The 23,421-nt window shown below is 59.0% G+C and carries 19 protein-coding genes; 6 read left to right on the top strand and 13 right to left on the bottom strand.

Going from position 1 to position 23,421, the window contains the following annotated elements; genetic code table 11:
* Positions 1 to 11: 11 nt before the first annotated feature.
* Positions 12 to 1,541, bottom strand: a complete 1,530-nt coding sequence (guaB, locus tag AC5S3R_RS11295) for an IMP dehydrogenase (RefSeq protein ID WP_494267146.1) — start codon at positions 1,539 to 1,541, stop codon at positions 12 to 14.
* Positions 1,542 to 2,297: 756 nt separating this feature from the next.
* Positions 2,298 to 2,900 (bottom strand): TetR/AcrR family transcriptional regulator, encoded by a 603-nt coding sequence (locus AC5S3R_RS11290; protein WP_494267145.1) that lies wholly within the window; start codon positions 2,898 to 2,900, stop codon positions 2,298 to 2,300.
* A gap of 117 nt (positions 2,901 to 3,017) precedes the next feature.
* Here AC5S3R_RS11290 and AC5S3R_RS11285 point away from each other — a divergent pair, with 117 nt between their 5' ends.
* Complete coding sequence (locus AC5S3R_RS11285; protein WP_494267144.1) at positions 3,018 to 3,848, top strand: oxidoreductase; 831 nt, start codon at positions 3,018 to 3,020, stop codon at positions 3,846 to 3,848.
* Positions 3,849 to 3,926: 78 nt separating this feature from the next.
* On the opposite strand, the gene AC5S3R_RS11280 is transcribed toward AC5S3R_RS11285, so the two are convergent.
* Complete coding sequence (locus AC5S3R_RS11280) at positions 3,927 to 5,408, bottom strand: cellulose synthase family protein (protein WP_494267143.1); 1,482 nt, start codon at positions 5,406 to 5,408, stop codon at positions 3,927 to 3,929.
* A gap of 319 nt (positions 5,409 to 5,727) precedes the next feature.
* On the opposite strand from AC5S3R_RS11280, the gene AC5S3R_RS11275 reads away from it, so the two are divergent.
* Positions 5,728 to 7,518 carry an acyl-CoA dehydrogenase FadE gene (locus tag AC5S3R_RS11275; RefSeq protein WP_494267142.1) on the top strand — a complete coding sequence of 597 codons (1,791 nt, stop codon included), beginning with the start codon at positions 5,728 to 5,730 and terminating at the stop codon, positions 7,516 to 7,518.
* A gap of 681 nt (positions 7,519 to 8,199) precedes the next feature.
* Complete coding sequence (locus tag AC5S3R_RS11270; protein ID WP_494267141.1) at positions 8,200 to 9,303, top strand: hypothetical protein; 1,104 nt, start codon at positions 8,200 to 8,202, stop codon at positions 9,301 to 9,303.
* A 41-nt stretch (positions 9,304 to 9,344) separates the two neighbouring features.
* Here the strand turns inward: AC5S3R_RS11270 and AC5S3R_RS11265 are convergent, their stop codons facing one another.
* From AC5S3R_RS11265 to AC5S3R_RS11235, 7 genes are all read right to left on the bottom strand, one after another.
* Entirely contained in the window at positions 9,345 to 10,478 is a 1,134-nt protein-coding gene (locus tag AC5S3R_RS11265; RefSeq protein ID WP_494267140.1) for a phospholipase D-like domain-containing protein, read from the bottom strand.
* A 230-nt stretch (positions 10,479 to 10,708) separates the two neighbouring features.
* Positions 10,709 to 10,891: a hypothetical protein gene (locus AC5S3R_RS11260; RefSeq protein WP_494267139.1), complete on the bottom strand. Its 183-nt coding sequence runs from the start codon at positions 10,889 to 10,891 to the stop codon at positions 10,709 to 10,711.
* Positions 10,892 to 11,239: 348 nt separating this feature from the next.
* Positions 11,240 to 14,536: a translation initiation factor IF-2 gene (gene infB / locus AC5S3R_RS11255; protein ID WP_494267138.1), complete on the bottom strand. Its 3,297-nt coding sequence runs from the start codon at positions 14,534 to 14,536 to the stop codon at positions 11,240 to 11,242.
* A gap of 136 nt (positions 14,537 to 14,672) precedes the next feature.
* On the bottom strand, positions 14,673 to 16,217 hold the full coding sequence (gene nusA / locus AC5S3R_RS11250) for a transcription termination factor NusA (RefSeq protein ID WP_494267137.1): 1,545 nt from the start codon (positions 16,215 to 16,217) through the stop codon (positions 14,673 to 14,675).
* Positions 16,218 to 16,373: 156 nt separating this feature from the next.
* Positions 16,374 to 16,976: a ribosome maturation factor RimP gene (gene rimP / locus AC5S3R_RS11245; RefSeq protein ID WP_494267136.1), complete on the bottom strand. Its 603-nt coding sequence runs from the start codon at positions 16,974 to 16,976 to the stop codon at positions 16,374 to 16,376.
* A 255-nt stretch (positions 16,977 to 17,231) separates the two neighbouring features.
* Positions 17,232 to 17,618, bottom strand: coding sequence for a type II toxin-antitoxin system VapC family toxin (locus AC5S3R_RS11240; protein WP_494267135.1), 387 nt, complete (start codon positions 17,616 to 17,618; stop codon positions 17,232 to 17,234).
* Positions 17,615 to 17,860, bottom strand: a complete 246-nt coding sequence (locus AC5S3R_RS11235) for a type II toxin-antitoxin system Phd/YefM family antitoxin (RefSeq protein WP_494267134.1) — start codon at positions 17,858 to 17,860, stop codon at positions 17,615 to 17,617. The genes AC5S3R_RS11240 and AC5S3R_RS11235 overlap by 4 nt, the downstream gene beginning before the upstream one ends.
* A 45-nt stretch (positions 17,861 to 17,905) precedes the next feature.
* Here AC5S3R_RS11235 and AC5S3R_RS11230 point away from each other — a divergent pair, with 45 nt between their 5' ends.
* Genes AC5S3R_RS11230 through AC5S3R_RS11220 form a run of 3 tightly spaced genes read left to right on the top strand, consistent with a single transcriptional unit; the run spans position 17,906 to position 18,656 of the window.
* Positions 17,906 to 18,076: a hypothetical protein gene (locus AC5S3R_RS11230; protein ID WP_494267133.1), complete on the top strand. Its 171-nt coding sequence runs from the start codon at positions 17,906 to 17,908 to the stop codon at positions 18,074 to 18,076.
* The gene (locus tag AC5S3R_RS11225; protein ID WP_494267132.1) at positions 18,076 to 18,306 is read left to right on the top strand and encodes a M24 family metallopeptidase; all 231 of its coding nucleotides are present in this window, start codon (positions 18,076 to 18,078) and stop codon (positions 18,304 to 18,306) included. The genes AC5S3R_RS11230 and AC5S3R_RS11225 overlap by 1 nt, the downstream gene beginning before the upstream one ends.
* Positions 18,306 to 18,656, top strand: coding sequence for a hypothetical protein (locus AC5S3R_RS11220; RefSeq protein ID WP_494267131.1), 351 nt, complete (start codon positions 18,306 to 18,308; stop codon positions 18,654 to 18,656). Before AC5S3R_RS11225 ends, AC5S3R_RS11220 begins: the two co-directional genes overlap by 1 nt.
* 69 nt (positions 18,657 to 18,725) lie before the next feature.
* On the opposite strand, the gene AC5S3R_RS11215 is transcribed toward AC5S3R_RS11220, so the two are convergent.
* From AC5S3R_RS11215 to AC5S3R_RS11205, 3 genes are all read right to left on the bottom strand, one after another.
* Entirely contained in the window at positions 18,726 to 19,586 is an 861-nt protein-coding gene (locus tag AC5S3R_RS11215; RefSeq protein ID WP_494267130.1) for a putative outer membrane beta-barrel protein, read from the bottom strand.
* 184 nt (positions 19,587 to 19,770) lie between these two features.
* Positions 19,771 to 22,941: an Rne/Rng family ribonuclease gene (locus AC5S3R_RS11210; protein WP_494267129.1), complete on the bottom strand. Its 3,171-nt coding sequence runs from the start codon at positions 22,939 to 22,941 to the stop codon at positions 19,771 to 19,773.
* A 44-nt stretch (positions 22,942 to 22,985) separates the two neighbouring features.
* Positions 22,986 to 23,330 carry a hypothetical protein gene (locus AC5S3R_RS11205; RefSeq protein WP_494267128.1) on the bottom strand — a complete coding sequence of 115 codons (345 nt, stop codon included), beginning with the start codon at positions 23,328 to 23,330 and terminating at the stop codon, positions 22,986 to 22,988.
* Positions 23,331 to 23,421: the final 91 nt, after the last annotated feature.

Genomic DNA, 23,421 nt, shown 5'->3' with positions numbered 1-23,421 from the left:
CTTCGCTCAAGTTACTCGACATGATAGTTCGGAGCTTCGCGCGTGATGATGACGTCATGGACGTGGCTTTCGCGAAGGCCGGCGCCGGAGATGCGGATGAAGCGGCCGTTCTCCTGCAACTCCTGAATCGTGCCGCAGCCGAGATAGCCCATGCCGGAGCGAAGGCCGCCGACGAGCTGGTAGACCATTTCGCTCAAGGGGCCACGATAGGGAACGCGGCCTTCAATGCCTTCCGGCACAAACTTGGCGAGGCGGTTGGAGTTCTCAGCGCGATCGCGTGCCACAACGCCTGTCGTGGAACCGTCGGTGGCGCCCTGCAGGTCTTCTTTGCCCTGGAAATAACGCTCGCCTGAGCCTGCGCTCATTGCGGAGAGCGAACCCATACCGCGATAGCTCTTGAAGCTGCGGCCCTGGTAGAGAATCGTTTCGCCGGGGCTCTCGTCCACACCCGCGAAGAGCGAACCAATCATGACACAGCTTGCGCCGGCGGCGATGGACTTGGTGATTTCGCCGGAGTACTTGATGCCGCCATCGGCGATGACGGGAATGTTGTGCTCCTTAGCGGCGCGGTAGGCTTCGGAGATGGCGGTAATCTGGGGCATTCCAGCGCCGGTGACCATGCGCGTGGTACAGATGGAACCTGGGCCGATGCCAACCTTAACGGCGTCCGCGCCTGCTTCGATAAGAGCCTTGGTACCTTCGTAGGTTGCCACGTTGCCGGCGAGAAGGCCCACATTCGGGAAGCGCTTCTTGATTTCACGAACGGCTTCAATCACGCGGGACGAGTGGCCGTGGGCGGAATCAATGGCAAGAACATCAGCGCGGGCGGCTACAAGCTCGGCGGCGCGTTCGAGGAAGTCTCCCGTTGCGCCGATGGCTCCGCCTACTCGCAGGCGGCCTTTTGAGTCCTTGGCGGCGTTGGGATACTTCTGCTTCTTCTGGATGTCCTTGACTGTGATGAGGCCCTTGAGCTCGTACTGGTCGTTGACGACGAGCAGCTTTTCAACGCGATGCTCGTGGAGAATCTGTTCGGCTTCTTCGAGGGTGGTGCCTACGGGCACGGTAATGAGGTTCTTGGCGGTCATCACGGAGCCCACGGGAATATCAGTGCGGGTCTCGAAGCGAAGGTCGCGGTTGGTGAGGATGCCGACGAGCTTTTTGCCCTCGGTAACCGGCACGCCGGAGATCTTGTAGCGGCGCATGACTTCGAGTGCGTCGGCGATGAGCTGATTGGGACCGATGGTGACGGGGTCCACGATCATGCCGCTCTCGGAGCGCTTGACCTTGTCGATTTCCCCTGCTTGCGCGGAGATGGACAGGTTACGGTGCACGATGCCGATGCCGCCCTGCTGCGCCATGGCGATGGCCATGCGCGACTCAGTCACGGTATCCATGGCCGAGGAGATGAGCGGTGTATTGAGCACGATGTCGCGCGTGAGCTGCGTCTGCGTGCTTACCTGGTTCGGCACTACGTCGCTGAAGGCAGGCACCAGCAGGACATCATCAAAAGTCAGGGCTTCAGGAAGATTTGGGGCAAGCATAATACTCTGATGCGCCTGGCGGCACGGGGATTCGAGTCCCCGGACGGCAGGCGCTTCCTAGTATTGTACAGGGCTTTGGTAAGTATGCAGATAAGGGGTTTGTAAAGTGGCTCGGGGGAAGGGAAAGGCCTGTCTTTACGGTTCCCTTATGCGTCCGTGTGTATGCGCACAGCGGGGTACTTTCCCATTTCTTTTATTTTGTTTGGGTTGTGTGGGATTGCACAGGGACTGTGCAGTTTCTTTATTCCGGAACTGTGCAAAAGGCGGGGGACAGGGTACGGAGTGCAGGGTACAGGGGATTGTGCTTGCTGTTGACGGCATGGGGTCTCCTTTCTTTTGCTGTAGCTGGTTAGCAGCGCTTCGCGCTTGGCGAGTCAGTGGAAAAACAGAACGGCCCGATTCCTTTGGGATCGGGCCGTTTCTTCTTCTGCTGATTCTATTGTGGCAGATTTCGCATAATTGAGCGCAAACTTGGATGGGAATTTTTCTGAATGGAATCAATGAGTTAGGAAATATTTTCGGGTTTGGGGCTTGACAGGATTTTTCCACAGGACAGCGGGAGAGCTTGATGCGGGAAGAACTCTCGGTATGGGTATCCCCGGTCCCCAAATGCCAGGGACCGGGGGCACCCGATATTTGGGGGCTAATTGAGAAAAGATAACGGCAAGGGCGACTGCAGAGGCTTTTCAGGAGGCTCGGGCGGGCTTTGGGGTGTTTGCCTGTTTTATTGATACCGCTACTGTGTCCACGGCGTTTTTAGTGGCGGGCTTTGGGGCGTTGGTGGCCCTTCAGGAATTGCTTGTAGAGCTGTTTGATGAAGGGGCGGTCCAACTCGCCGGTTCCGAGGAGCAGGCGGTAGTAGAGAGGGCCGTAGAGCAGGTCGGTGGCGGTTTCGAGGTCGAGGTCTTTGCGGAGGTCGCCTTGCTGGATGGCGCGCTGGAGGGTTTCCTGGACGCCACGGCGGCGGGGAAGGAGCCAGCGTTCACGGAAGGCGGTGGCCAGCTCTTCGTCGGACTGCGCTTCGGCGAGCAGGGAGCGGATGAGGCGGCCGTAGTCGCTGCAGAAGAACTTTCCCTGCAGGAAGAGTTGCTGCTGGAGGCTTTCGAGCGCGTTGGGCTGCGAGGGGAAATCGGTTTCCGGGCCTATCAGTTCGAGCAGCGCATCCATTACGAGCGCGGACTTGTTGGGCCAGCGGCGGTAAATGGTCATTTTGCCGACGCCGGCTTCGGCGGCTATCTGGTTAACTGTTATGGCGCGGAAACCCTGTGTGGATACGAGATGGAGGGCAGCCTGGAGAATGGCGTTATGCGCGCTTTCACTGCGCGGGCGACCAAGACGGGGTGTAACGGGAGGATTCATCCGTGATTTCCTTAAGACGAATTTCCTTAGACCGGATTTTTTTGCATCTTTAACGATACTCTAAGTATCGTATACTAGGGCTGTAACGATACCTTGGGTATCGTTAAGGAGAAATCGATGGCTAAGGTTGTTTTGATTACAGGTGTGAGCACGGGATTGGGCCGTGCCTTTGCGGAAGAGTTGCTGGCCGCGGGTTACAGCGTTGTGGGTACGGTGCGAAAGGAAGAAGCGGCGAAGGAGTTTGACGCGATTCAGCCGGGAGCGGCATTTGCGCGTGTGCTGGATGTGACGGATGAGAAGGCGATTCCCGCGGTGGTTGCCGATATCGAGGCAAAGGTTGGCCCAATTTATGCGCTGATTAACAATGCGGGATATGGGCATGAAGGAACGCTGGAAGAGAGCACGATGGAGGAGCTGCGCCAACAGTTTGATGTCAACGTGTTTGGCGCGGTGGCAATGATGAAGGCGGTGTTGCCGTATATGCGGCAGCGGCGCGAGGGGCGGATTCTCAACGTGACTTCGATGGGCGGGCTGATGGCGTTTCCGGGGATTTCGTATTACCACGGGAGCAAGTTTGCGCTGGAAGGGCTTTCGGCTTCGCTGGGCAAAGAGGTGAAGAGCTTTGGCATCTTTGTGACGGCGGTGGAACCGGGGATGTTCCGCACGGATTGGGCGGGACGGTCGATGGTTCGCGCGCCGCGTAGCATTGCGGATTACGATGCGGTGTTTGATCCGCAGCGTGCGGCGAGAGCGGCACGGAGTGGGAATCAGGCGGGCGATCCGGCGAAGGCTGGGAAGGCCGTGGTGAAGCTGCTTGAGGCTGCGAATCCACCAGCGCACTTGCTGCTGGGGCCTGATGCTTTTGAGCTTGTGACGAAGAATCTGGAGGATTTGAAGGCGGAGTTTGCGGAGTGGGAAGCCGTGACGAAGTCTACGAATTTTGATTGAGATGTGGTTTTGCATTCTTGCAAGAAGAAAGGCTGCTCTGTTTCGAGCAGCCTTTTCTTCTTGGATTGGATGTGGCGTTTACACGCCGACGGGGAATGGTTTGGGGCTGGATTCTTCTTCGTTGGCTCCGGCGCGCCAGCGGTCGAAGCTGCCTTGCAGCAGGCTCATTAAACCTGTGTACCAGTAGCCAGCTACGAAGAGGATGAGAAATGGCGCGGTGAAGTAGTTCTGGTTGACGAAGCAGTAGACGATGGCCAGGGCGAAGTAGCTGCCGATAAATAGCTCAATCCACGGGGCGAAGTTGAGGCGCTTGCGGTATTTCTTGGCGGCGACGGATTTTTCGCCCTTCTTTTGGACGGCGAACTTGGGCGTGCGGGCGAAGGCTGTCTGGATGCCGAAGAGGGCTTCCATTACGGCTTTGGTGTTTGTCACGGTGAGGCCGATGCCGAGCGCCATGAGCGCGGGGAGATAGAGGAAGGTCTTCCACCATGTCTTGGGGAAGAGCTCGCGCTGGGCGACTACGTAAAAGACGGCGATGGAGAGCGTGCTGGCGGTGAAGAGCGGCACGTCGATGAGCAGCATCTGGAACCAGCCCTGGTAGAAGCGCACGATCATGCAGGGGATGAGCAGCGCGGTCATGATGACCATGAGCGGGTAGGAGATGTTGGCCGTGAGGTGGTAGACGGCTTCGATCTTGAGCTTGCGGGGAATGTCGGCGTGCCAGATTTTTGGCATTAGCTTGAGGCTGACCTGAATGAGTCCCTTGGCCCAGCGCGCCTGCTGGGTTTTGAAGGCGGTCATTTCGATGGGGAGTTCCGACGGGCACTCTACGTCGGGTAGATATTTAAACTTCCAGCCGGCCATTTGCGAGCGGTAGCTTAGGTCAGTGTCTTCGGTGAGGGTGTCGTGTTCCCAGCCGCCTGCGTCGAGGATGGCCTGACGGCGCCACATGCCAGCGGTTCCGTTGAAGTTGAAGAAGTCTCCGGCGCGGGAGCGGCCGCCGTGCTCCAAGACAAAATGTGCGTCGAGGAGGATGGCTTCGATCTGCGTAAGGATGGAGTAGTCGCGGTTGAGATGCGTCCAGCGGGTTTGCACCATGCCGATGTTGGGCTCGGCGAAGTGGTGGATGACGCGCATGATCCAGTCGGTAGGCGGAACGAAATCGGCGTCGAAGATGGCCACGAATTCGCCTTTGGCTACGGCCAGGCCCTCGTCTAATGCGCCGGCTTTGTAGCCGTGGCGGTTGGTGCGGTGGATGTACTGGATGGGGTGGCCCATTGCGGCGTAGCGGGCTACGATGTCGGCGGCTACCTGCTGCGTTTCGTCGGTCGAGTCGTCGAGGACCTGGATTTCAAGCTTGTCGGCGGGGTAGTCCATGGCGCAGACAGCTTCAATGAGGCGGTCAATGACGAACTGCTCGTTGTACATGGGGAGCTGGACGGTGACGCGGGGCAGCTCATCGAAGTGCATGGGGGGATTGGGGTTGTAGTTCTTTTTGTACTTGTAATAGAGGTAGACGAGCGTATAGCGGTGGATGCCGTAGATGGCTAGGACAATCATGACGGCGAAATAGGGGAGAAGGAGCGAGAGGTCGAACCAGTTCCAGTGGTAGAGACCCTCGAAGGTGCGGTCGGCGTACTGCGATTTGAGGTAGTGCTTGAGGCTGTTCTGCGGCGCGAAGGCGAAGAGGGCCAGGCGGGTTAGGGCTGCGGGTTCAAAGAGGCTGGCGAGCGCGGCGAGCAGGGTGAATCCTCCATCGAGTGGCTATGGGGTATTGTATGCGAGCAGGGCTGGGTTTCTGCGGGATTCGGGGCGGTGGGGTTGTCTGCGAATGTGCGGCTGGCGTAGTGTTTGAGGCATTGAGGAGTGTGTTGCGGGTATGGCTACTTTGACTGGGGTTCCTGTAGCGGCGGCGGGCGGAAGTTTTTTGCTGGAAGAGCGCAGGCCGGAGGAGGTTTTTACGCCGGAGGACTTCTCGGAGGAGCACTGGCAGATTGCTGCTACGGCGGCGAAGTTTGCCCGTGAAGAGATTGCGGCGGCGGTGCAGGAGATTGAGGCCAAGGAGCCGGGCGTGGTGCGGGGGCTGCTGGAGAAGGCCGGCGAGCTGGGATTTCTGGCTAGTGATATTCCCGAAGAGTTTGGTGGGCTGGGGATGGATAAGACCAGCTCGGCGGTGATTGCGGATCATCTGAGTGTGTTGGGGAGTTTTTCTACGGCGTTTGGCGCGCATGTGGGGATTGGGACGCTGCCGCTGGTGTGGTTCGGGACTGCTGAGCAGAAGGAAAAATATCTGCCGAAGCTGGCTACGGCGGAGTGGGTGGCGGCGTATGCGCTGAGCGAGGCTTCGTCTGGGTCGGATGCGATGAATGTGCGGACTCGGGCGGTGCTTTCGGAGGATGGTTCGCATTATGTGTTGAACGGCGAGAAGATGTGGATTACCAACTGTGGCATTGCGGATTTGTTTACCGTTTTCGCCAAGGTGGATGGCGAGAAGTTTTCAGCGTTCCTGGTGGAGAAGACTTTTTCTGGAGTGACGGTTGGTGCTGAGGAGCACAAGCTGGGGATTCGCGGGTCTTCTACTTGTCCGCTGGTGCTGAATGATTGCAAGGTGCCGGTGGGGAATCTGCTGGGTGAGGCAGGCAAGGGACATCACATTGCTTTCAATGTGCTGAATGTGGGGCGGTTCAAGCTGGGTGTGGCCTGCGTGGGCGGGGCGCGGTATGCGCTGGCGGAGATGATTCGCTATGCGAAGGAGCGCAAGGCGTTTGGGAAGGCGATTGCGGAGTTTGGGCTGATTCAGCGGAAGATTGCTACGAGTGCTGCACGGCTGTTTGCGGCAGAGAGCATGGCTTATCGCACGGTTGGGTTGATTGATGCGGCGCTGGCTTCGCTGGATGATGCGAAGGCGAAGGAGTCGCGGGAGATACAGAAGAAGATTGAGGAGTATGCGGTTGAGTGCTCGGTGCTGAAGGTGTATGGCTCGGAGATGCTGTCGTATATTGCGGACGAGCTTGTTGGCACGATGGGCGGGTATGGGTATGTGGAGGATTATCCGGCGGAGCGCGTGTATCGCGATGCGCGGATTAACCGCATCTTTGAAGGGACGAATGAGATTAACCGGCTGATTATTACGGGCTGGTTGATGAAGCGGGCTTTGAAGGGGCAGCTTCCGTTGCTTGGTGCGATCAAAAAGGTGATGGATGAGGTGATGGTGGGGCCTTCGTTGGATGCCGGCGACGCGAGCGGGGAAGTACTGGAGCGCGAGGCTTCTGTGTTGGCGAGCATGCGGAAGATGACTCTGTTTGCGGCGGGAGTGGCTAGTCAGCGGTATATGACGGCGCTGGAAGAGCAGCAGGAGATTATGGCGGATCTTGCGGACCTGATTGCGCAGGTGTTTGCGCTGGAGTCCTGCTTGCTGCGGGCGCGGAAGATGGATGGCAAGAGCAATGCGGCTGTTGCTGCGCAGATGACGGGGATGATTGCGGAGGAGTCGCTGGCGTTGGCGGATGCTGCGGCGAAGCGTGTGCTTGCTGCTTCGGCTGAGGGAGATGAGTTGCGGACGCAGCTTGCGATTTTGCGGCGGCTGGCCAGGGCTGTGCATGCGGATTCGGTGGTGTTGAGCAGGGCTGTGGCTAAGGAGTGTGTGAGGCTGGAGCGATATCCGGTGTGAAAATTGGAAGACGAGGCAGAGTGAGGGATATAGAGAAAAGCAGAGTCTATAAAGGCTGTATCTGTTCCATCTATGTGCTAAAGCCACACGCGAGTGAGGCACCGGGCGTTGTTATCGATATTTAATTTGACATTTTCCCTTTTTTTTGCTGCAATCGCCCGCATAAGGGGGAGCAATGAAAATTATGCGGAAGCTTAGGAAAGTTTTGTTGCTGGGTACTGTAATTTTGCCTCTTGGCATGGCAAGAGCCCAGCAGCCCCCATCATGCTATGAGGCCACAGAAAATTTGTGTTCTGAGCAATGCCAAGGTGGGTACAACACCTGTCTTGATGGCGCAGAAGCGTCTCCAAGTGGGAGCTTTAGTCAGGCAACTTCTGTTTCGTCAAAATGTGTGGTGGGGGCAGGTGGACCACCATGTATCGCATATGGCTTGGCGATTAACTTTTGTTCAATACTAGCCCCTTGTTCGACAGACGTGTCTCTTGCACCGCGAGTCGCACATCTCCAGCAAATCGCTCATGGAGCCCCAATCTTTGTGGCGTCTTGTACTGGCGGTCTCAGTCGGGGAGATATTCGGGGGCTACAGAGAAATACAGCCAACAATGGCGATGGTATAGAAAGTGTTCTTCAAAGAATCAATCGAGAGCCCTCGGTACCCATTTTGGGGAAAGGAGCAAAGAGATGAGGGAGTCAGTCAGTTTCCTTCCAATGCTATTTGCTATCGCGCTTTGCTGTTGCAATTTGCAAGCGCAAGAGCATGGTGTTGCCGCGCCTGCACCGCAGCTGGAGTTTTCCCGGCCCAAGCTAATTGAGAATGTTGGGGCGGGGGCCATGTTTGCCGCGAGATTTGATTGCGACAGTGATGGAACAATTTATGCGCCTGTGATCGGGTACGTTGGAGGCAATGGCAGTAATCGTGATCCGATGCTGTTGTCTATCCATTCCGACGGGTCATCGGCGAGTTTTGCAGCGCAGTTACCAGGTGTTACAGGATTTTCCATGCCGGAAGCAGTTTTTGTGGGCTATGGCAAGGTTTATATCCTGGCTTCCGTGCAAAGCGATTCGCCGAATCCGGGAAGTGCATCAAGACATTCGGTGGTTTTGATCTTTGACAAGCAAGGGAGGCTGATTAATACGATCCAGGTAGAGCAGGGGGTGAGGCCGCTTGTAATTGGAGCATTTCCGTCCGGGCATATTTTGTTGGGCTCAGAGGATCGCTTGAATCATCGTTTGGCGTTGACCCTTATGAACGATCATGGGGCATATATTCGCGATATTGCATTGCATGGCGACGATCTGGTAGTTAGAGCCGCTTCACTTCCACAAGACGGTGTTGGGGCTGGAAGTTATTCCTCACATTTACTCATTGCAATGTCGAAATTCATTCCATCGGGCGATCATCTTCTGCTTGTTCCGTTACTAACATCTGGTCTGCCAATTATTGAATTGGGAGAAGAGGGGGTGATCCATTCTCTCGTTCCTAAGATGCCTGACGGTAAAATTTTGAGCGCATTCTTAGGCTCAGATGCAGCAACATTCAAAGTGCAACTGGGTACGAGGATTGTTCCCCGCAGGCAATATGCGGATGCGGACGGCAAGATTTCAGGTGGGGGTGTTCAACCCATGCCATCTGTCACAGAGATTTCGCGTACCGATGGGAGCATTGTGAGAGAGAGTGCTCTGGGCGGAGACCAAGTGCAGCCTGCGTGCGAAGCGAAAGGCGTTCTCTATTTGCTGACTGGAAGTGATGAAAGGTTGCAGGTTACGACTGCCGCTCTTCGTTGAGTGTGGGGCGTGCGGAGGACGGTACTGGGATTGTAATTCCACTAAATAATTTGCGGGTGGAAGTGGGCGGGGACTACTAAGGTCTGGCTGCCGTTGTTGTAGTCGGCAGTGATGGCGGTGTAGACGCCCTCCATGCAAGCTGCGTCGTTGAAGATTAGGCCCAGTTCACGGTTCTTGTCCAACGAGGGAGTGGAGACATTCTCAGAGCCGAGGAAGAGCGTGGCCTGTGCGGTGTTGTAGTCGGCGAGGATGATTTTGGCGTGGATGTAGTAGCCGGTGCGAGAGGAATAGGTAGCTACGCTGGCTCCGTCTGCCTTGAAGGTTTGCAGGATGGCGGAGTAGGTGCCGGTCATGTTTTCCTGCACGAGTGTTACGGCTACGCCGCGCTTGAGTGCGGCTTCAATGGCGGATTCGACGCCGGTGTCGGACATTTCTTCCTGTGCGATTAAGAGCGATTGGGTTGCGTTGTTGATGACACTGAGCAGGGAAGTGCGCGCGTTGGTGGGAGACCACACCAGGTTGTCGCCGGTGGGCGGCGTGATGGTGGCGTCGGTGAAGTCGGCGTTGAAGGTGGTTTCGATGGCGGCGATGTCGGCGGGGTTGTTGGTGATGACGGCGAAGTCGCGCGTGGTGGAGTAGTACTCCGGCGTGAGGTTGGCGGTCAGGATGGCGCTGGTGGCCGAATCTATGGTGATGGTCTTTTGGTGTGTGACGGCGTAGGTTGGGTTGGCCCAGTGGACGGAGACTCCGCCCGCGGTGAGCGTGTTGTAGGCCGTGGTGTTTGATTTCTTCTCGTTGTTCTGGTCGAGGATGACGCGGACGGTGATTCCGGAAGCGGCTGCGCCAGTGAGGATGGACGTGACGGTGGTATCGGTGAGCTCGTACATCGTCATGTCGATGGTGTTGGTGGCGGATTTGAGCAGGTTATAGATGGCGGTGAGGCCGTCGTCGGGCAAGATAATGAGTGTGTAGGTTGTGGGGCCGCTGGTAGGCGCGGGTGTGGTTGTTGGCCTTGGGGTGGTGGTTGTGGTGTGCGCTGGCCGGGGCGTCGTTGTATGTACGGGTTTCGGGGTAGTTGTATGTATAGGCCTTGGAGTCGTGGTTGTATGTGTCGGCTTTTTCTTATGTACGGGCTTTTCAGGCGCAGGCTTGTGCGTGGCTTTCTTGATAGTCATGCATTCTCCCTTCGGATAGCAGACGAGCAAGGGATGCAAAGGGTATAACCTGTGCTGATTTTGCCGGCGTGTTTTCGCGCGGTCAGGGGAGATTTTAGTTGCCGGGAATGAAGTTCCGATGAATTGTGAAGAAAGGTCTGGCGGACGTTTCAACGGAGACTGGCGCAAAGCAAACGGCCTGCTCTTCGGAGGAGAGACAGGCCGCTGGTGCTGCTGGGAGAACCTGGTTGTTACTGCCCCTGCTGCTCGTTGCGCTCTTCTTCCTTCTTCTCGATAAAGTTCTCGACGGCGCCCGCGCCTTCAAAACCGGCGACTGCGGCGACGGCTTCCGTGAGGATTCCCGCGTTGGGGTCGAGCTTCTTGACGCCTTCAACGGCGGCGAATGCGCCTGCTGCTTCTTCTAAAAGACCCATGATTTCTCTCCTTTGCGTTGAACGTTCTATTTGTATTACCTGCCGGAACGAATGCGCTCCGGAGGGAAAGGTTCCGCTTCCTGCGGGGGAAGGCAGGATGGCGGTGTATGAGATTGGATGCAGGAATGGGGTTGGGCGTTTTCCACAGCATTGCATGCAGCCATTGCGCGCCGGCCTGGCTTAGGTGGTCCTCCCGCTGGTCGGTATCGACTGCAGCGAGGGGTCAGGATTTAATTTGCTGCTGCCTAAATTATGTATGCGTATCAATCATTTTATTGTGTTCGTTGCGGGAGAAAAGAAAACGGCCCGATGCGCAAGCATCGGGCCGTTGTTGTTGATTGGATTGCGTTATGCCTTGGCTGAGGTCAGGGCGCCGAGGTCGGCAGCGATTTTCTCTGTCGTGAAGGCTTCGATGATGTCGCCTTCCTTCAGGTCGCTGAAGCCCTGGATGCCGAGACCGAACTCCATGCCGTTGGTGACTTCCTTGACATCGTCCTTGACGCGCTTGAGCGAGGCGATCTTGCCCTTGAAGACCTGTTCGCCATCGCGGAGGACCTTGACTTCGGCATCGCGCTTGATGACGCCGTCCTGCACGCTGGAGCCTGCAATGGTTCCGACCTTGGGGATGCGGAAGATTTGCAGCACCTTGGCGCGGCCCTGGTAGTTTTCCTTGAAGACGGGTTCGAGGAGGCCCATCATGGCCTTCTGAATCTCGTCCTGCAGCTCGTAGATGATGGAGTGCAGGCGGATTTCCACGTCTTCCTGTTGCGCCAGGTCGGCGGCTTTGCGTTCGGGGCGCACGTTGAAACCGATGATGATGGCGTTCGAGGCAGCCGCGAGGAGCACGTCGGATTCCGTGATGGAGCCGACGCCGGAGCGGATGACCTTGATGCGCACCTTCTCGGTGGACATGCGGACGAGCGAATCGGCGAGCACTTCGACCGAGCCGGTGACGTCGCCCTTGATGATGAGGGGCAGGTCTTTGACGCCGGCGAGGCGAATTTGCTCGGCGAGGCCTTCGAGCGAGACGCGGCTGGATTTGGCAAGCTGCGCTTCGCGCTCCTTCATCTTGCGATAGGAGGCGACGGACTTGGCCTTGTCGCGGTCGGCCACGACGAGGAAGGTATCGCCGGAGTCGGGCATCGATTCGAGGCCGAGGACTTCGACGGGGGTCGAGGGACCGGCTTCTTCGATGGCGCGGCCACGGTCATCGAACATGGCGCGGACCTTGCCGAAGGTGTTGCCGACGATATAGCTGTCGTTGAGGTGCAATGTGCCGTCCTGCACGAGGATGGTGGCGACGGAGCCGCGACCACGATCGAGCTTGGCTTCGAGCACGGAGCCGACTGCCTTGCGTCCCGGCGTGGCCTTGGGGGCCTTGATGTCGGAGACGAGGCAGATCATTTCGAGAAGCAGGTCGAGATTGAGATGCTTCTTGGCCGAGACTTCGACGAAGACGGTGGAGCTTTCGCCGCCGCCTGCCCATTCTTCTGGGATGAGGCCACGGTCTGCGAGCTGCTTCTTGACGCGGTCGGGGTTGGCTTCCGGCTTGTCAATCTTGTTGACGGCCACGATGATGGGCACGTCAGCAGCCTTGGCGTGGTCGATGGCTTCGATGGTCTGGGGCATGACGCCGTCGTCTGCTGCTACGACGATGACGACGATGTCGGTGACCTTGGCTCCGCGGGCACGCATGCGGGTGAAGGCTTCGTGACCAGGGGTATCGAGGAAGACGATCTCGCGGCCGCTGGCAGGGGAGCCTTCCTTGGTGAACTTCACCTTGTAGGCACCGATGTGCTGCGTGATGCCGCCGGCTTCGCCTGCCGCCACGTCGGTTTCGCGGATGGCGTCGAGGAGCGAAGTCTTACCGTGATCGACGTGGCCCATGATGGTGACCACGGGAGCGCGCTGTACCTCGATCATATCGGCGTTGTCGGTGTCGAGAACGTCTTCGATGGCCTGGTTTTCGAGCTCCTCTTCGTAGCTGATGACGGTGGCGCCAGCGCCGAATTTGGCGGCAACGTCCTTGACCATCTCGGCGTCGAGAGACTGGTTGACGGTGACGAAGACGCCGCTCATGAGCAGCGTAGCGATGAGGTCCTTGGCGCGGATTTCTAGCTTTTCCGCGAGGTCCTTAACGCTGATGCCTTCCGTGACCGTAATTTCACGGGTAATTTCGACAGGGCCGCTGGGGAGTTGCACACCGCCATAACGTGGCGGCGGTGCAAAGCCCTTCATCGGACCTTCCTTGGTCTTGGGGTACTGATTCTGGCCACGGCCACGACCCTTGGCGCCTGCTCCGCGATTGCGCGAAGGCTCACCTGTGGGCGGAGGCGCACCTGCGCCGGGTCCACCAAAGCCGCCGGGGCGGGGACCGCCGAATCCACCGGGACGAGGACCACCAAAACCGGGGCGCTGGCCAAAGCCGGGACGTCCGCCGGGACCACCACCAGGCCCACCGGGGCCTCCGGGACCGCCTGGGAAGGTGCGTGTGGGATGCTTGGGGCGCGGCCCGCCTTGATACTGGCCGGGGCGCTGCTGGAATCCACCGGGACCGCCGCCGGGTCCACCCGGACGGGGGCGCTCAAAGATGGGACGACCGCGCTGGATGCCGCCGCCTTGCTGGCCTTGCGGAGCCATGTTTGCGGCGATATTCGGGTTGACCGGCGGGGCCTTGTAAACAGGGCGCGGGCCGGTTTGGGGCATGACTACGCGGCGTACCGGGGCAGCGGGGGCTGCGGGAGCGGCAGGTGCTGCTGCGGCCGGAGCCGGAGTTGCGGGCTTGGGCGCTTCTGCTGCCAGCGCGGGGGCCGCTGCTGCTGCGACTGCGGGTACTTCCGCAGGTGTTGCTGCGGGAGCCGGAGTAGCGGGCGCAGCCGGGGCTGCTACTGCCGGAGTGGCGGCAACAGGCGCTGTTGTTGGAGCTGCGGGTGCCGCTACGGGCTTAGGTGCTTCTGCGGCAGGCGCTGGAGCTGCGGTTACGACAGGCTTGACCGGGGAAGCTGCGGGCGTAACGGGTTCTACTGGCTTGACGACGGCTACCGGCGGCCTGACGACAACCGCGGCAGGCGGGGCGCTGGCAACAGCCGGGCGCGGAGTTGCAGGCGCTACCGTGGCTGCGGGCCGGGCAACGACGGGGTTCGCGGGCGGTCTGGAGGCGATAGCCGGGGCCGCGGGCGGAAGGATGATGTTCGGGGCCTGGCGCGGCGCGGGAACAATTTTGCGCGGCGCGGGCGGAACAGCCGCGGGCGGTGCAACCGTTACGGGCTGCACGACGGGCTTTGCGGCCACAACGGCAGGCTTGGCAACGACGGTCGTTACGGGCCTTGCCGGTGCTGCGGGGTGCCTGGCTGCTTCTTCCTGCTCCTGCTTGCGGGCAAGGATGGCCTTGAGGGCGTCGCCGGGCTTGGAGATATTAGAGAGATCGACCTTAGGCTGGATGCCCTGGGGGGCGCGCGAGGAAGTAGCGCTGCGGGAGCCGTTGCCGCCAAAATGGGAACGGACCTTGTCGGCCTCGTGGTCCTCAATGGAGCTGGAATGGGTCATCTTGGAGTCGCCCAAGCCAAGCTCTCCCAACAGGTCCAGAACCTGACGGCTCTTTACCTCTAATTCGCGTGCCAGATCGTTGATTCGAACTTTACTCATCCGCCTCTTTTCGATGTACTACTGATGCCACTAAGAGTTCATAACTACCCCTTGGCATTGGTTATTGTGTCTGCTGGAATTTCCAGTGCAGGAAATTCCATTATCTCCCGAAATTGGGCAAAGTGAGCGATGCATATTATGCATCGCCGCCGTCTTCGCTTGCTTCCGGTACGTTCTCAATGGCTTCTTCGATCGCCGATTCGTCGTTTTCGTCGGAATCGGTTTCAAAATTCTCGGTTTCATGGAGGACATCCGCCGCGTTTTCGGCTTCGGCCTCCGTGGTGGCTTCGGCTGCTTCCGGCGTGGCGATTTCCGCTTCACCCTCAGGCGAGTGAGCCTCGTGCTCAGTGGTCGATTCGCCTTCGCGATGGGCCGATTCCGCAACTGCCGCGCCTGCTTCGCCCTCTTCAAAGTGGCCGAAGTAGTGGCGAACCGCGACGGAGATTTTTTCGAGCGTCTTTTCGCCGATTCCGGGGATCTCTTCGAGCTCTTCGGGCGTCATGTCGGCCAGGTTCTCGACGGTGGTGATGCCGGCGGCGACCAGCTTCTGGATGATGGTCTCGCCGAGTTCGGTGACCTGCTCGATGGGAGTGGTCGGACCGCCGGAGAGAGCCTGCATCTGCTGCTCGACTTCCTGGCGCTTCTCTTCCTCGGACTTGATGTCGATTTTCCAGCCGAGGAGCTTGGCGGCGAGGCGCACGTTCTGGCCCTTCTTGCCGATGGCGAGCGAGAGCTGCGTGTCGTCCACGATGACTTCAAGCTGCTTTTCGCCGAGGTCGGTGATGGAGACGCGGCTGACCTTGGCAGGCTGCAGAGCCTTTTCCGCAAAGGTGGTGATCTCTTCGCTGAACTCGATGATGTCGATCTTTTCGCCGCGCAGCTCACGGATGATGGACTGCACGCGCATGCCCTTCATGCCGACGCAAGCGCCAACGGGATCAACATCCTTGTCGCGGCTCATGACGGCGATCTTGGTGCGCTCGCCGGCTTCGCGGGCGATGGCGCGAATGATGACGGTGCCGTCGTAGATTTCAGGGACTTCCGACTGGAAGAGGTTCAGCACCAACTCCGGCGCGGCGCGGGAGACAATAACCTGCGGTCCCTTGGCGGCGCGATCCACCTTGATGAGCACCACGCGGGCGCGTTCGCCCACGGCGAAGGACTCAAGGCGCGACTGCTCGCGCTTGGGGCAGCGGGCTTCGGCTTTGCCGAGGTCGAAGATGACGTCCTGGCCCTCGATGCGCTTGACGGTGGCGGTGAGGACTTCCTTTTCGCGGTGCGCGTACTCCTGGAAGACGGTGTCGCGCTCGGCTTCGCGGACCTTCTGGAAGATGACCTGCTTGGCAAGCTGTGCGGCAATGCGGCCAAGCGGCGAGGTGTCCTTGTACATGCGGATTTCGCTGCCGACTTCCACGCCGGGCGCGAGTTCATTGGCTTCCGCGAGGGTAATCTGGTTGACCGGGTCCTCGATCTGCTCTTCGTCGGCAACTACGGTCTTGTACACGTAGGCCGTGATTTCGCCCGTCTCCCTATTGAGCTCGCCGCGCATATTTTCCTGAGTTTTGTAGAACTTGCGCGTGGCCAGGGCGATGGCTTCCTCGACGGCTCCGACGACTACCTCGGGCTCGATGCCTTTTTCCCGGCTCAGGATCTCGATGCTCTGATATAGAGGACTGGACATAGTTGCTGACTCTCTTCGTTCTGTGATGGCGAAGGGTTTTATGGCTTCGCGGATGTTGCGTGTCAGGGATTAGGGACTGGGGACGTAGGAACTAGGAGGATTGCTTAATGTTGTTTTGCTAGTCTCTACGTCCCTGGTCCCTGTGTCCCTGCCTCTCTAAATTTCCGGTATCAACTGCGCTTTTTCGATATTGCTCAGCGCAATCTCAACTTCGCTTACGCCGGTTTTGCGGCTCTTCGAGTTCTGCTTGACGGCGTTCAGGTCAATCTTGATGTTTTCGCCGGTGGCCTCGGTCATGCGGCCTTGCCAGTGGCGGTTGTTCTTGAGGGGGTCAAAGGTCTGGATTTTTACCAGACTGCCTGTGAACCGCTGAAAATCTTCGGGCGTGCGGAGCTTGCGGTCGAGACCGGGTGAGCTTGCTTCAAGCAGATACTCGCTGCCGGGGACCAGGTCTTCCACATCGAGCAGAACGCCGAAATCGCGGCTAAAACTGGCGCAATCTTCGTGCGTGACGCCGGATAGCTGTTCGATGCTCAACGTGCCTTCGCGGAGCGCTTCCGGCAGCTCGTCGAGTTCTGATGCTTTTGCGGACTCAATCTGTGCTTTCAGTGCGGCGCGGCCTTCGGCGTTCTTTTCGAGCGTGACACGCAGGATGCGCTCCTTGCCGGAGGTGGCCATTTCCACGTCCACGACGTCGAGGCCGAGCGAGCTGGCTACGCGCTGGGCGGCGTTCCGGATTTCGTCGAGCTTGATTGCCATCTTGTTCCATTACGGCAACTTACGCCGTTCGCAATGCCTTGTTTCCGGTTCCAAAGACCGTTCGTGTTGCGACGGGTTTTGGAGGGGATTTCAAACCAAATAAAAAGTGGGCTGTAAGCCCACTAGTCTGTCCGCCAGTCTTGATCCGAAGCCCCATCGACAAGTCGCTGGGGGATGTTCACGGTCCATTGGCGAATAAACGCGTCTGCTTATCTATATTACGGCGGTTCCGGGGGAATTACAACCCGGCAACGATTACCAGAGGCGACGAGTGCCCAAGATGTCCAGTTGCGTGTCGGGGCTGAGGATGGGGATGTCGAGGGCAATGGCTTGCGCAGCGAGCATCCGGTCGAAAGGGTCACGGTGGTCTGCGGTCATGCGGCCCGCACGGAGGGCGCTGGCCGTGTCGATTTCAAGCAGCGTGTAGTCGGCGGAGTTGAGGATTTCAAGGTAGTTCTGTTCCAGCTTTTCGGCTCCGGGGAGTTTGCCGAGACGGACCTTGGTGGCGATTTCCCACGCGGAGGCGGCGGAGACGAGGATTTCGTTGGCTTCGTCGTTAATGAGCTGGCGGGCTTGTGTGGAAAGTGCACCGGGGGAGAGCGTGGCCCAGAGGATGGTGCAGGTGTCGAGTAGAACCTTCACGCACCCTCATTCCATAGGCGCAATTCATCATCCAGGAGCGGCTCGAAGAACGCAGGCGTGAGGGCGAAGCCGGGTGTTTCGAGGGCTCCGAGGCGCTTTTTTTTGATAGGCGCAATGGCTTCGAGGCGCGCTACGGGGGTTTTTTCGCGGCCGGAGGTGATGATGATTTCTTCGCCCTTCTTTGCCTTTTGGAGCAGCTCAGAAAGGTTCGTTTTGGCTTCAAAGATGGTGGCAGTGGTCATATCAATCCTGCTAATATAAGTTAGCTAAAATTCATGAGTGAGTCAATGGAAAATCCGAGTGAAAGGCCCGATGTGGTGGAGACGGCGGCGGAGTTCTTCAAACGGCGTGCGGGAGATGTGGCTCCGCTGATTGCTCCGCTTCGCATGGTGAAGGATGAGGGCGAGATTGCGCTGATTAAGAAGGCCGCCGAAGCATCGAATGCGCGCAGCGAGTGATGATTCACTCGCTGTGGCCACGCGTGCATGATTCGCAGGATTATCCGCAGGCGCTGACGCCGGGGACAGTGTTTACGATTGAGCCGGGGATTTATATTCCGGAAGAGAAGCTTGGCGTGCGGATTGAATGCACGTTTCTGGTTGGCGCGGATGGCAAGCTGATTGATTTGAATGCTGACCTGCCGCATACGGCGGATGAGGTGGAAGCGATGATGAAGGATAAGCAGTAGTGGATGAGTTTGGGTTGAATGAAGAGCAGTTTTCGCCGCTGGTGGAGGCATTTCAGGCACAGTTGATGGCTTGCCTGGAAGAGTGTGCGCGGGGGCGGCGCGGATTGTTTTCCGATGTGTCGTATGCGGGCGGCGAGGAGTGGCCTGAGGCAGAGCGGTTGCGCGAGTTGGCAGCGGCGCTGCAGGCGATTCTTAGCCAGTCGGAAGAGCGGAATGCGCTGGCGGATGAGTTTCTGGATTTGTGCACGATGCACGGAGAGGCGAATCCGGGAGAGCCGCGATTGGCAAGGGAGTTTCTGCGGCGTATTGAGCGCGGTGAGGTGGGGTCGCCTACGCAGAAAGAGCAATAGTTGTGATGAGGAAACAAGAAGCGCCTTGCATGTGAGTGCAAGGCGCTTCTGTTTGTGGAGGAATACATTTTAGAATCGGATGCCGAAGGTCACGGGGATTAGTTCCGTAGTTCCGCCGCCAATGAAGTAGTCCTGCCCTGACGACTTGTATATGAGCCCCGGCGAGTTGATGAAGGTATAGCGAGCTTCTGCGAAGAGCCTAGTTTTGCCGTCGCCGTAGACACCTCCCAGCTTGTGGTAGATGCCGAAGCCGATATTTGCGCCCTGTTGATCCGAGCTAATGGAAAATTCAGTTACGGGAACTTCGTAGCCATAAAAGTCGCAGCACTCGAAATCGGTGAAGTTGGTGGACATGTGGTAGTAGCCCCATCCTCCCACTGCGTAGAGGCCTGTTGACCATTTCTCGGGAACCAGGTCGTAGAGGGCGGAGCCGGTAATGGAATTGATGTGCGCATTGCCCGAGTCCGTGCCTCCCGCTGCGATGAGTGAGCCGGGAATCTTGTTGTCCATGAACTGGTACTCGGCGAGGACGGTGAGGCGGCGGGACAGGTGGAGGCCGCCACCGACGGTGAAGTTTCCGCCCCAGGTGATGTAGGGCTGGTCATTGCCGATGGGTGCATTGAAACCTGCTCCGGCCTCAAATGCCCAGTGGTAACGTCCGCCGCCGCCATAGCTTCCGCCGCGGTTGTCATATTGGCCGCCGCCTGCTGCGGGTGCGGCGGGAGTTGCGGCGTCGAAATCATTCGACAGGAAGTCGTATTGCTGCGAGCTTGATTCTGTGGATTCGTGCGAGGCGGTTGATGTGTCGTTGGGAGAGGATGCGACCTGTGCATGGGCGGCGCCGGCGGCCATAAGAACGGCTGCGGCTGCCAAAGAAATGCCGCGCAAGCGGGACGGCCAGTTTGGAGACGGCCAGCGAAACGAAGACATAGTTAGACCTCTGCGATTGAATTTGTGCTGCTCTATCCGCGAAAAAGCGCGTTTGCGGTCTTCTGCCGGGATTTGCGCGCTTTCCGTTAACACCTTAGACACGAAATTTTGGTTCGCGTTGCGCGGAATGCGAACAGGCCGGAGAGATTTTCTCCGGCCTGTGAGTGTTTGAGTTTAGTTTGGTTTAGCCCTGGATGTCGAACTGCTCGGGGTGGAGCGCGGCGTCGCTCTTGACAAGGATGTTCTTGCCAATGAGGTCTTCGTACTCGGTGAGCCAGCGGGCGTTGTTGGACTTGAGGATCTTGACCGTTTCAGGATGGACACGGAGCATGACGTCGGCGTTCTCAAAGTGTTTCCGCATCTTGCGCAGCTCGATATAAATCTCGTTGCAGACCGTGGCCGGGCTCTTGACCATGCCGGTGGCCTGGCAGGTGGGGCAGGGGATCGACAAAGTGCGCTCAAGTGATTGCTTGACGCGCTTGCGGGTGATGGCGACGAGGCCGAAGTCGTTAAACTGAAGCACCTTGGTGGGGGCGCGGTCGGTTTTCAGAGCTTCTTCCAGAGCGGCCATGACCTTGAAGCGGTTCTTGCGCTCATCCATATCGATGAAGTCGATGATGATGATGCCGCCGAGGTCGCGCAGGCGTATCTGGCGCACAATCTCGGGGATGGCGTCGAGGTTCGTCTTCACGATGGTGTCTTCGAGGCGCGCCGTCTTGCCGACGTACTTGCCGGTATTGATGTCGATGGCGACGAGGGCTTCGGTCTGGTTGATGACGATGGATCCGCCGGACTTAAGCCATACCTTGGAGCGCAAGGCCTTGGAGATTTCGTCCTCGATGCCGAAGTGTTCGAAGAGCGGAGTTTCCTTGGTGTAGAGCTTGACGCGGCGCACGAGCGTGGGCGAGAAGCGGTTGAGGAAGCGGACGATGCGCTCGTAGGCTTGCTCGTTATCGACCCAGATGGAGGAGAAATCTTCCGAAACCTGGTCGCGGAGTACGCGCTCAATGAGCGAGAGGTCGTGGTAGATGAGCGCGGGCGACTTGGAATTTTCTGAGCGCTGCTTGATTTCGTCCCACAGGTGAATGAGGAAACGGAGGTCGTTGCGGAGTTCTTCTTCCGACGCGCCTTCGGCTGCGGTGCGGACGATGAATCCGCCGGTGGCTTCGCCGCGCTCGTGGATGAGGATGCGCTTCAGGCGCTGGCGCTCTTCATCGCTGGCAATCTTGCGGCTCACGCCAACGTGCGAGACGGTAGGCATGAAGACAAGGAAGCGGCCGGGGAGTGCGATGTGGCTGGTGATGCGCGCGCCCTTCTTGGCGATGGGCTCCTTGGCGATTTGAACGAGGATTTCCTGGCCGGGCTTCAGCAGGTCGCTGATGATGGGCAGGTCAGAGGTCTGCGCGGTGCGGCGCGACATGCCGCCGTTGCGTCCACTGCGGCCACCACGTTCGCGGTCTCCGCTGCTGCGTTCTCCGCGATCGCTGCGCTCGCCACGTCCGCGGCGGCCACGGCCACCACGTTCACGGCCGGAACCGCTACGCTCGCGGGTTGCGGGTGCGGCGGAGGTTTCTTCAACGGCCTCTTCTTCCGCTTCGAGGTCTTCGTCTTCTTCGTCCGCGGCTACGCTGCGGCCAAGCTTGGCGTCCTTGAAGGCGTTGCTGAATTCGTCAGCGGCGGCGCGAATCTGCTCGGTCTCTTCGTACTCGTCCAGGTCGTTTTCCGCATGAGCGTGGCGATGCGGAGCGGCCAGTTCTTCTTCTTCCACGAACTCTTCTTCCACAAGGCCGTTGCCGGGGGCGTAGGCCGAGACGGAAGCGACGGTGGTGTTGACGGCGGGCTTTTCGAGGAACTCGGGTTCAGGCTCGGAGCCGCCGGACTTCTTTTTGCCGCCGAAGCCGAAGAGACGGAATTCACTGGGCGGAAGAGGATCGACGTGGTGCGAAGCGCTGCGGTCTTCTGCTTCCGGTGCGGTTTCTTCCTGCTCTTCAAATTCAAATTCGGGCGCGGCGTGGGTTGCGGGCTCGGCTTCCGGCTCTGCAACGTGGGTGTGCGCGACTTCTTCCTCTTCCAACTCCTCTACTACGGGCGCATGGGACTCAGCAGCAAAGTCGTCTACGATGCGCGAGTCATGCTGCGCGCCGAGGGATTCGAGAGCCGCGCTGTGTAGCGCTTCAATCTGCTCATCGTCGTGCAGGTGGAATTCGGGTTCCGCTTCCGGCGTCGCCTCTTCGATTTTCTGGTCGAAGAAGGCCATGGTGGTGCTTTGCTCGGCTTCGTCTACGGGCTCAGGAGCGGCTTCCGGTGTGGCTTCTTCCAGCTTTTGGTCGAGGAAAGCTAGGTCGGCGGCCTGATCGGCATCCGCAAATACACCTTGAGGCTCGGCCTCTACGGTGACTTCGGGTTCCGGCTTGCGGTCACGGTGACGCGAGAGCGATTCGCCGGGCAGAAGGCCGGTGCCGTCCCACTCGATGGGGGATTCAATCAGCGTGGAAGGCTTGGACGTGACGGCAGGGCGCGCGGGCTCGGCAGGCTGTTCTGCCTTGGCTACGGGAGCAGACTCGCCGCCGTACTTGGAAAGCGATTCGCCGGGGAGGACGAACGGAGCGGCCTCGCTGCTGGGTGCTGCCTCGCGCTCGCGTGGTGCGGATTCCCGATCGCGGGAACGCAGCTGGCGGGGCTCACGCTCGGAGCGGCCAGAGCGGCGGTTTCCACGGGATTCGCCGGGAAGAGCGAAATCGGACGGGGCAGGCTCGGCTGCTGCGGCGTGGTCGCCGGCAGAGGCGTGAATTTCGTGCGCGTCGTCTTCTTCCTCTTCGGAGGGAGCTTCAAGATAGGCTTCCGAGGTGGATTCGGTTTCAACCGGATCGGCGATGGGGGCTGCCTGGTTGCGGCCTCCGCGACGGCGGCGGCGTCCACGCCAGCGGCGAGCTCCACCTTCGGAGTCGTCGTCCTGTTGGGCAGCCTCTTCACCTGCAAAAGCCGCGGGCTCTTCGGTTTCTGTGGGCTCGGCGGCTTCGGCCACCGGAGCGGCTTCCGCAGCGCGGCGGTGCGAGCGCACTTCCCGCGGCTTGACGGGGCCGGAGACGGCGGCCTTTTCAAGCTCGTCCGAGTCTTCGGGGTCTTCCATTTCGAGGAAGTCGGTTACATAAAGAAAGGCGTCGCGTTCGAGACCGAGGTCTACAAATGCCGACTGCATGCCGGGGAGGACGCGGGTGACGCGCCCGTTGTAAATGGAGCCGGCGAGGGTGTATTCATTCTCGCGCTCGTAGTAAATCTCGGAGAGCTGGTCGTCTTCGAGGATAGCCAGCCGCGTTTCATGCGGCGTGGAAGAGATGCAAATTTCCTTTGCCATCTTACCTTTCCGGTTGCCCCTTGAGGGTCAACCTGACGGCAAGGTCACTGGCGAGCGAGCAGGCGGCGGGAGTGGGTTGCGAGCGGGAGGGATGACCGTGGAGACGCGGGAATGCCGATGGCCGCCAGGTGCATTTGCAACGCTAGCGGCGGGCCTGAACTCAGGCGGTATGGCAAACCGGGGAGCGCAACGGCGAGTTGCGCGGCGCGGCTATGTGGTTGATCCGAAAGCAGAAAGTTTGTGGCCGCCCAGTTGAGCGCCGATTTAAAAATCGACGTTAGCGGGGCCGTTACGCCGCAAAGAATCACCAGAAAAGACAGCACAAAATGTGCCGGGTGGGTTATCACCTTATCTTTCTGGCTGCGGCTTTCCCGTTTCTGCCTGCTCATGAACCCAATTCCTGCCGGGACTGCGGCTCCCAGGTGGAACCTTACCGGCGAATCAATCAATCTTTTTCATCAACTCCCAAGTGTTCGGAGG

It is taken from the genome of Occallatibacter sp. FHG110214_02 (assembly GCF_059115385.1).
This window is presented reverse-complemented; position numbering and strand designations above follow the sequence as displayed.

Coding starts and splice junctions, on each gene's coding strand:
- guaB (WP_494267146.1), bottom strand. CDS start 1,541: ATGCTTGCCCCAAATCTTCCTGAAGCCCTGACTTTTGATGATGTCCTG.
- AC5S3R_RS11290 (WP_494267145.1), bottom strand. CDS start 2,900: ATGAATCCTCCCGTTACACCCCGTCTTGGTCGCCCGCGCAGTGAAAGC.
- AC5S3R_RS11285 (WP_494267144.1), top strand. CDS start 3,018: ATGGCTAAGGTTGTTTTGATTACAGGTGTGAGCACGGGATTGGGCCGT.
- AC5S3R_RS11280 (WP_494267143.1), bottom strand. CDS start 5,408: ATGATTGTCCTAGCCATCTACGGCATCCACCGCTATACGCTCGTCTAC.
- AC5S3R_RS11275 (WP_494267142.1), top strand. CDS start 5,728: ATGGCTACTTTGACTGGGGTTCCTGTAGCGGCGGCGGGCGGAAGTTTT.
- AC5S3R_RS11270 (WP_494267141.1), top strand. CDS start 8,200: ATGAGGGAGTCAGTCAGTTTCCTTCCAATGCTATTTGCTATCGCGCTT.
- AC5S3R_RS11265 (WP_494267140.1), bottom strand. CDS start 10,478: ATGACTATCAAGAAAGCCACGCACAAGCCTGCGCCTGAAAAGCCCGTA.
- AC5S3R_RS11260 (WP_494267139.1), bottom strand. CDS start 10,891: ATGGGTCTTTTAGAAGAAGCAGCAGGCGCATTCGCCGCCGTTGAAGGC.
- infB (WP_494267138.1), bottom strand. CDS start 14,536: ATGAGTAAAGTTCGAATCAACGATCTGGCACGCGAATTAGAGGTAAAG.
- nusA (WP_494267137.1), bottom strand. CDS start 16,217: ATGTCCAGTCCTCTATATCAGAGCATCGAGATCCTGAGCCGGGAAAAA.
- rimP (WP_494267136.1), bottom strand. CDS start 16,976: ATGGCAATCAAGCTCGACGAAATCCGGAACGCCGCCCAGCGCGTAGCC.
- AC5S3R_RS11235 (WP_494267134.1), bottom strand. CDS start 17,860: ATGACCACTGCCACCATCTTTGAAGCCAAAACGAACCTTTCTGAGCTG.
- AC5S3R_RS11230 (WP_494267133.1), top strand. CDS start 17,906: ATGGAAAATCCGAGTGAAAGGCCCGATGTGGTGGAGACGGCGGCGGAG.
- AC5S3R_RS11225 (WP_494267132.1), top strand. CDS start 18,076: ATGATTCACTCGCTGTGGCCACGCGTGCATGATTCGCAGGATTATCCG.
- AC5S3R_RS11215 (WP_494267130.1), bottom strand. CDS start 19,586: ATGTCTTCGTTTCGCTGGCCGTCTCCAAACTGGCCGTCCCGCTTGCGC.
- AC5S3R_RS11210 (WP_494267129.1), bottom strand. CDS start 22,941: ATGGCAAAGGAAATTTGCATCTCTTCCACGCCGCATGAAACGCGGCTG.
- AC5S3R_RS11205 (WP_494267128.1), bottom strand. CDS start 23,330: ATGAGCAGGCAGAAACGGGAAAGCCGCAGCCAGAAAGATAAGGTGATA.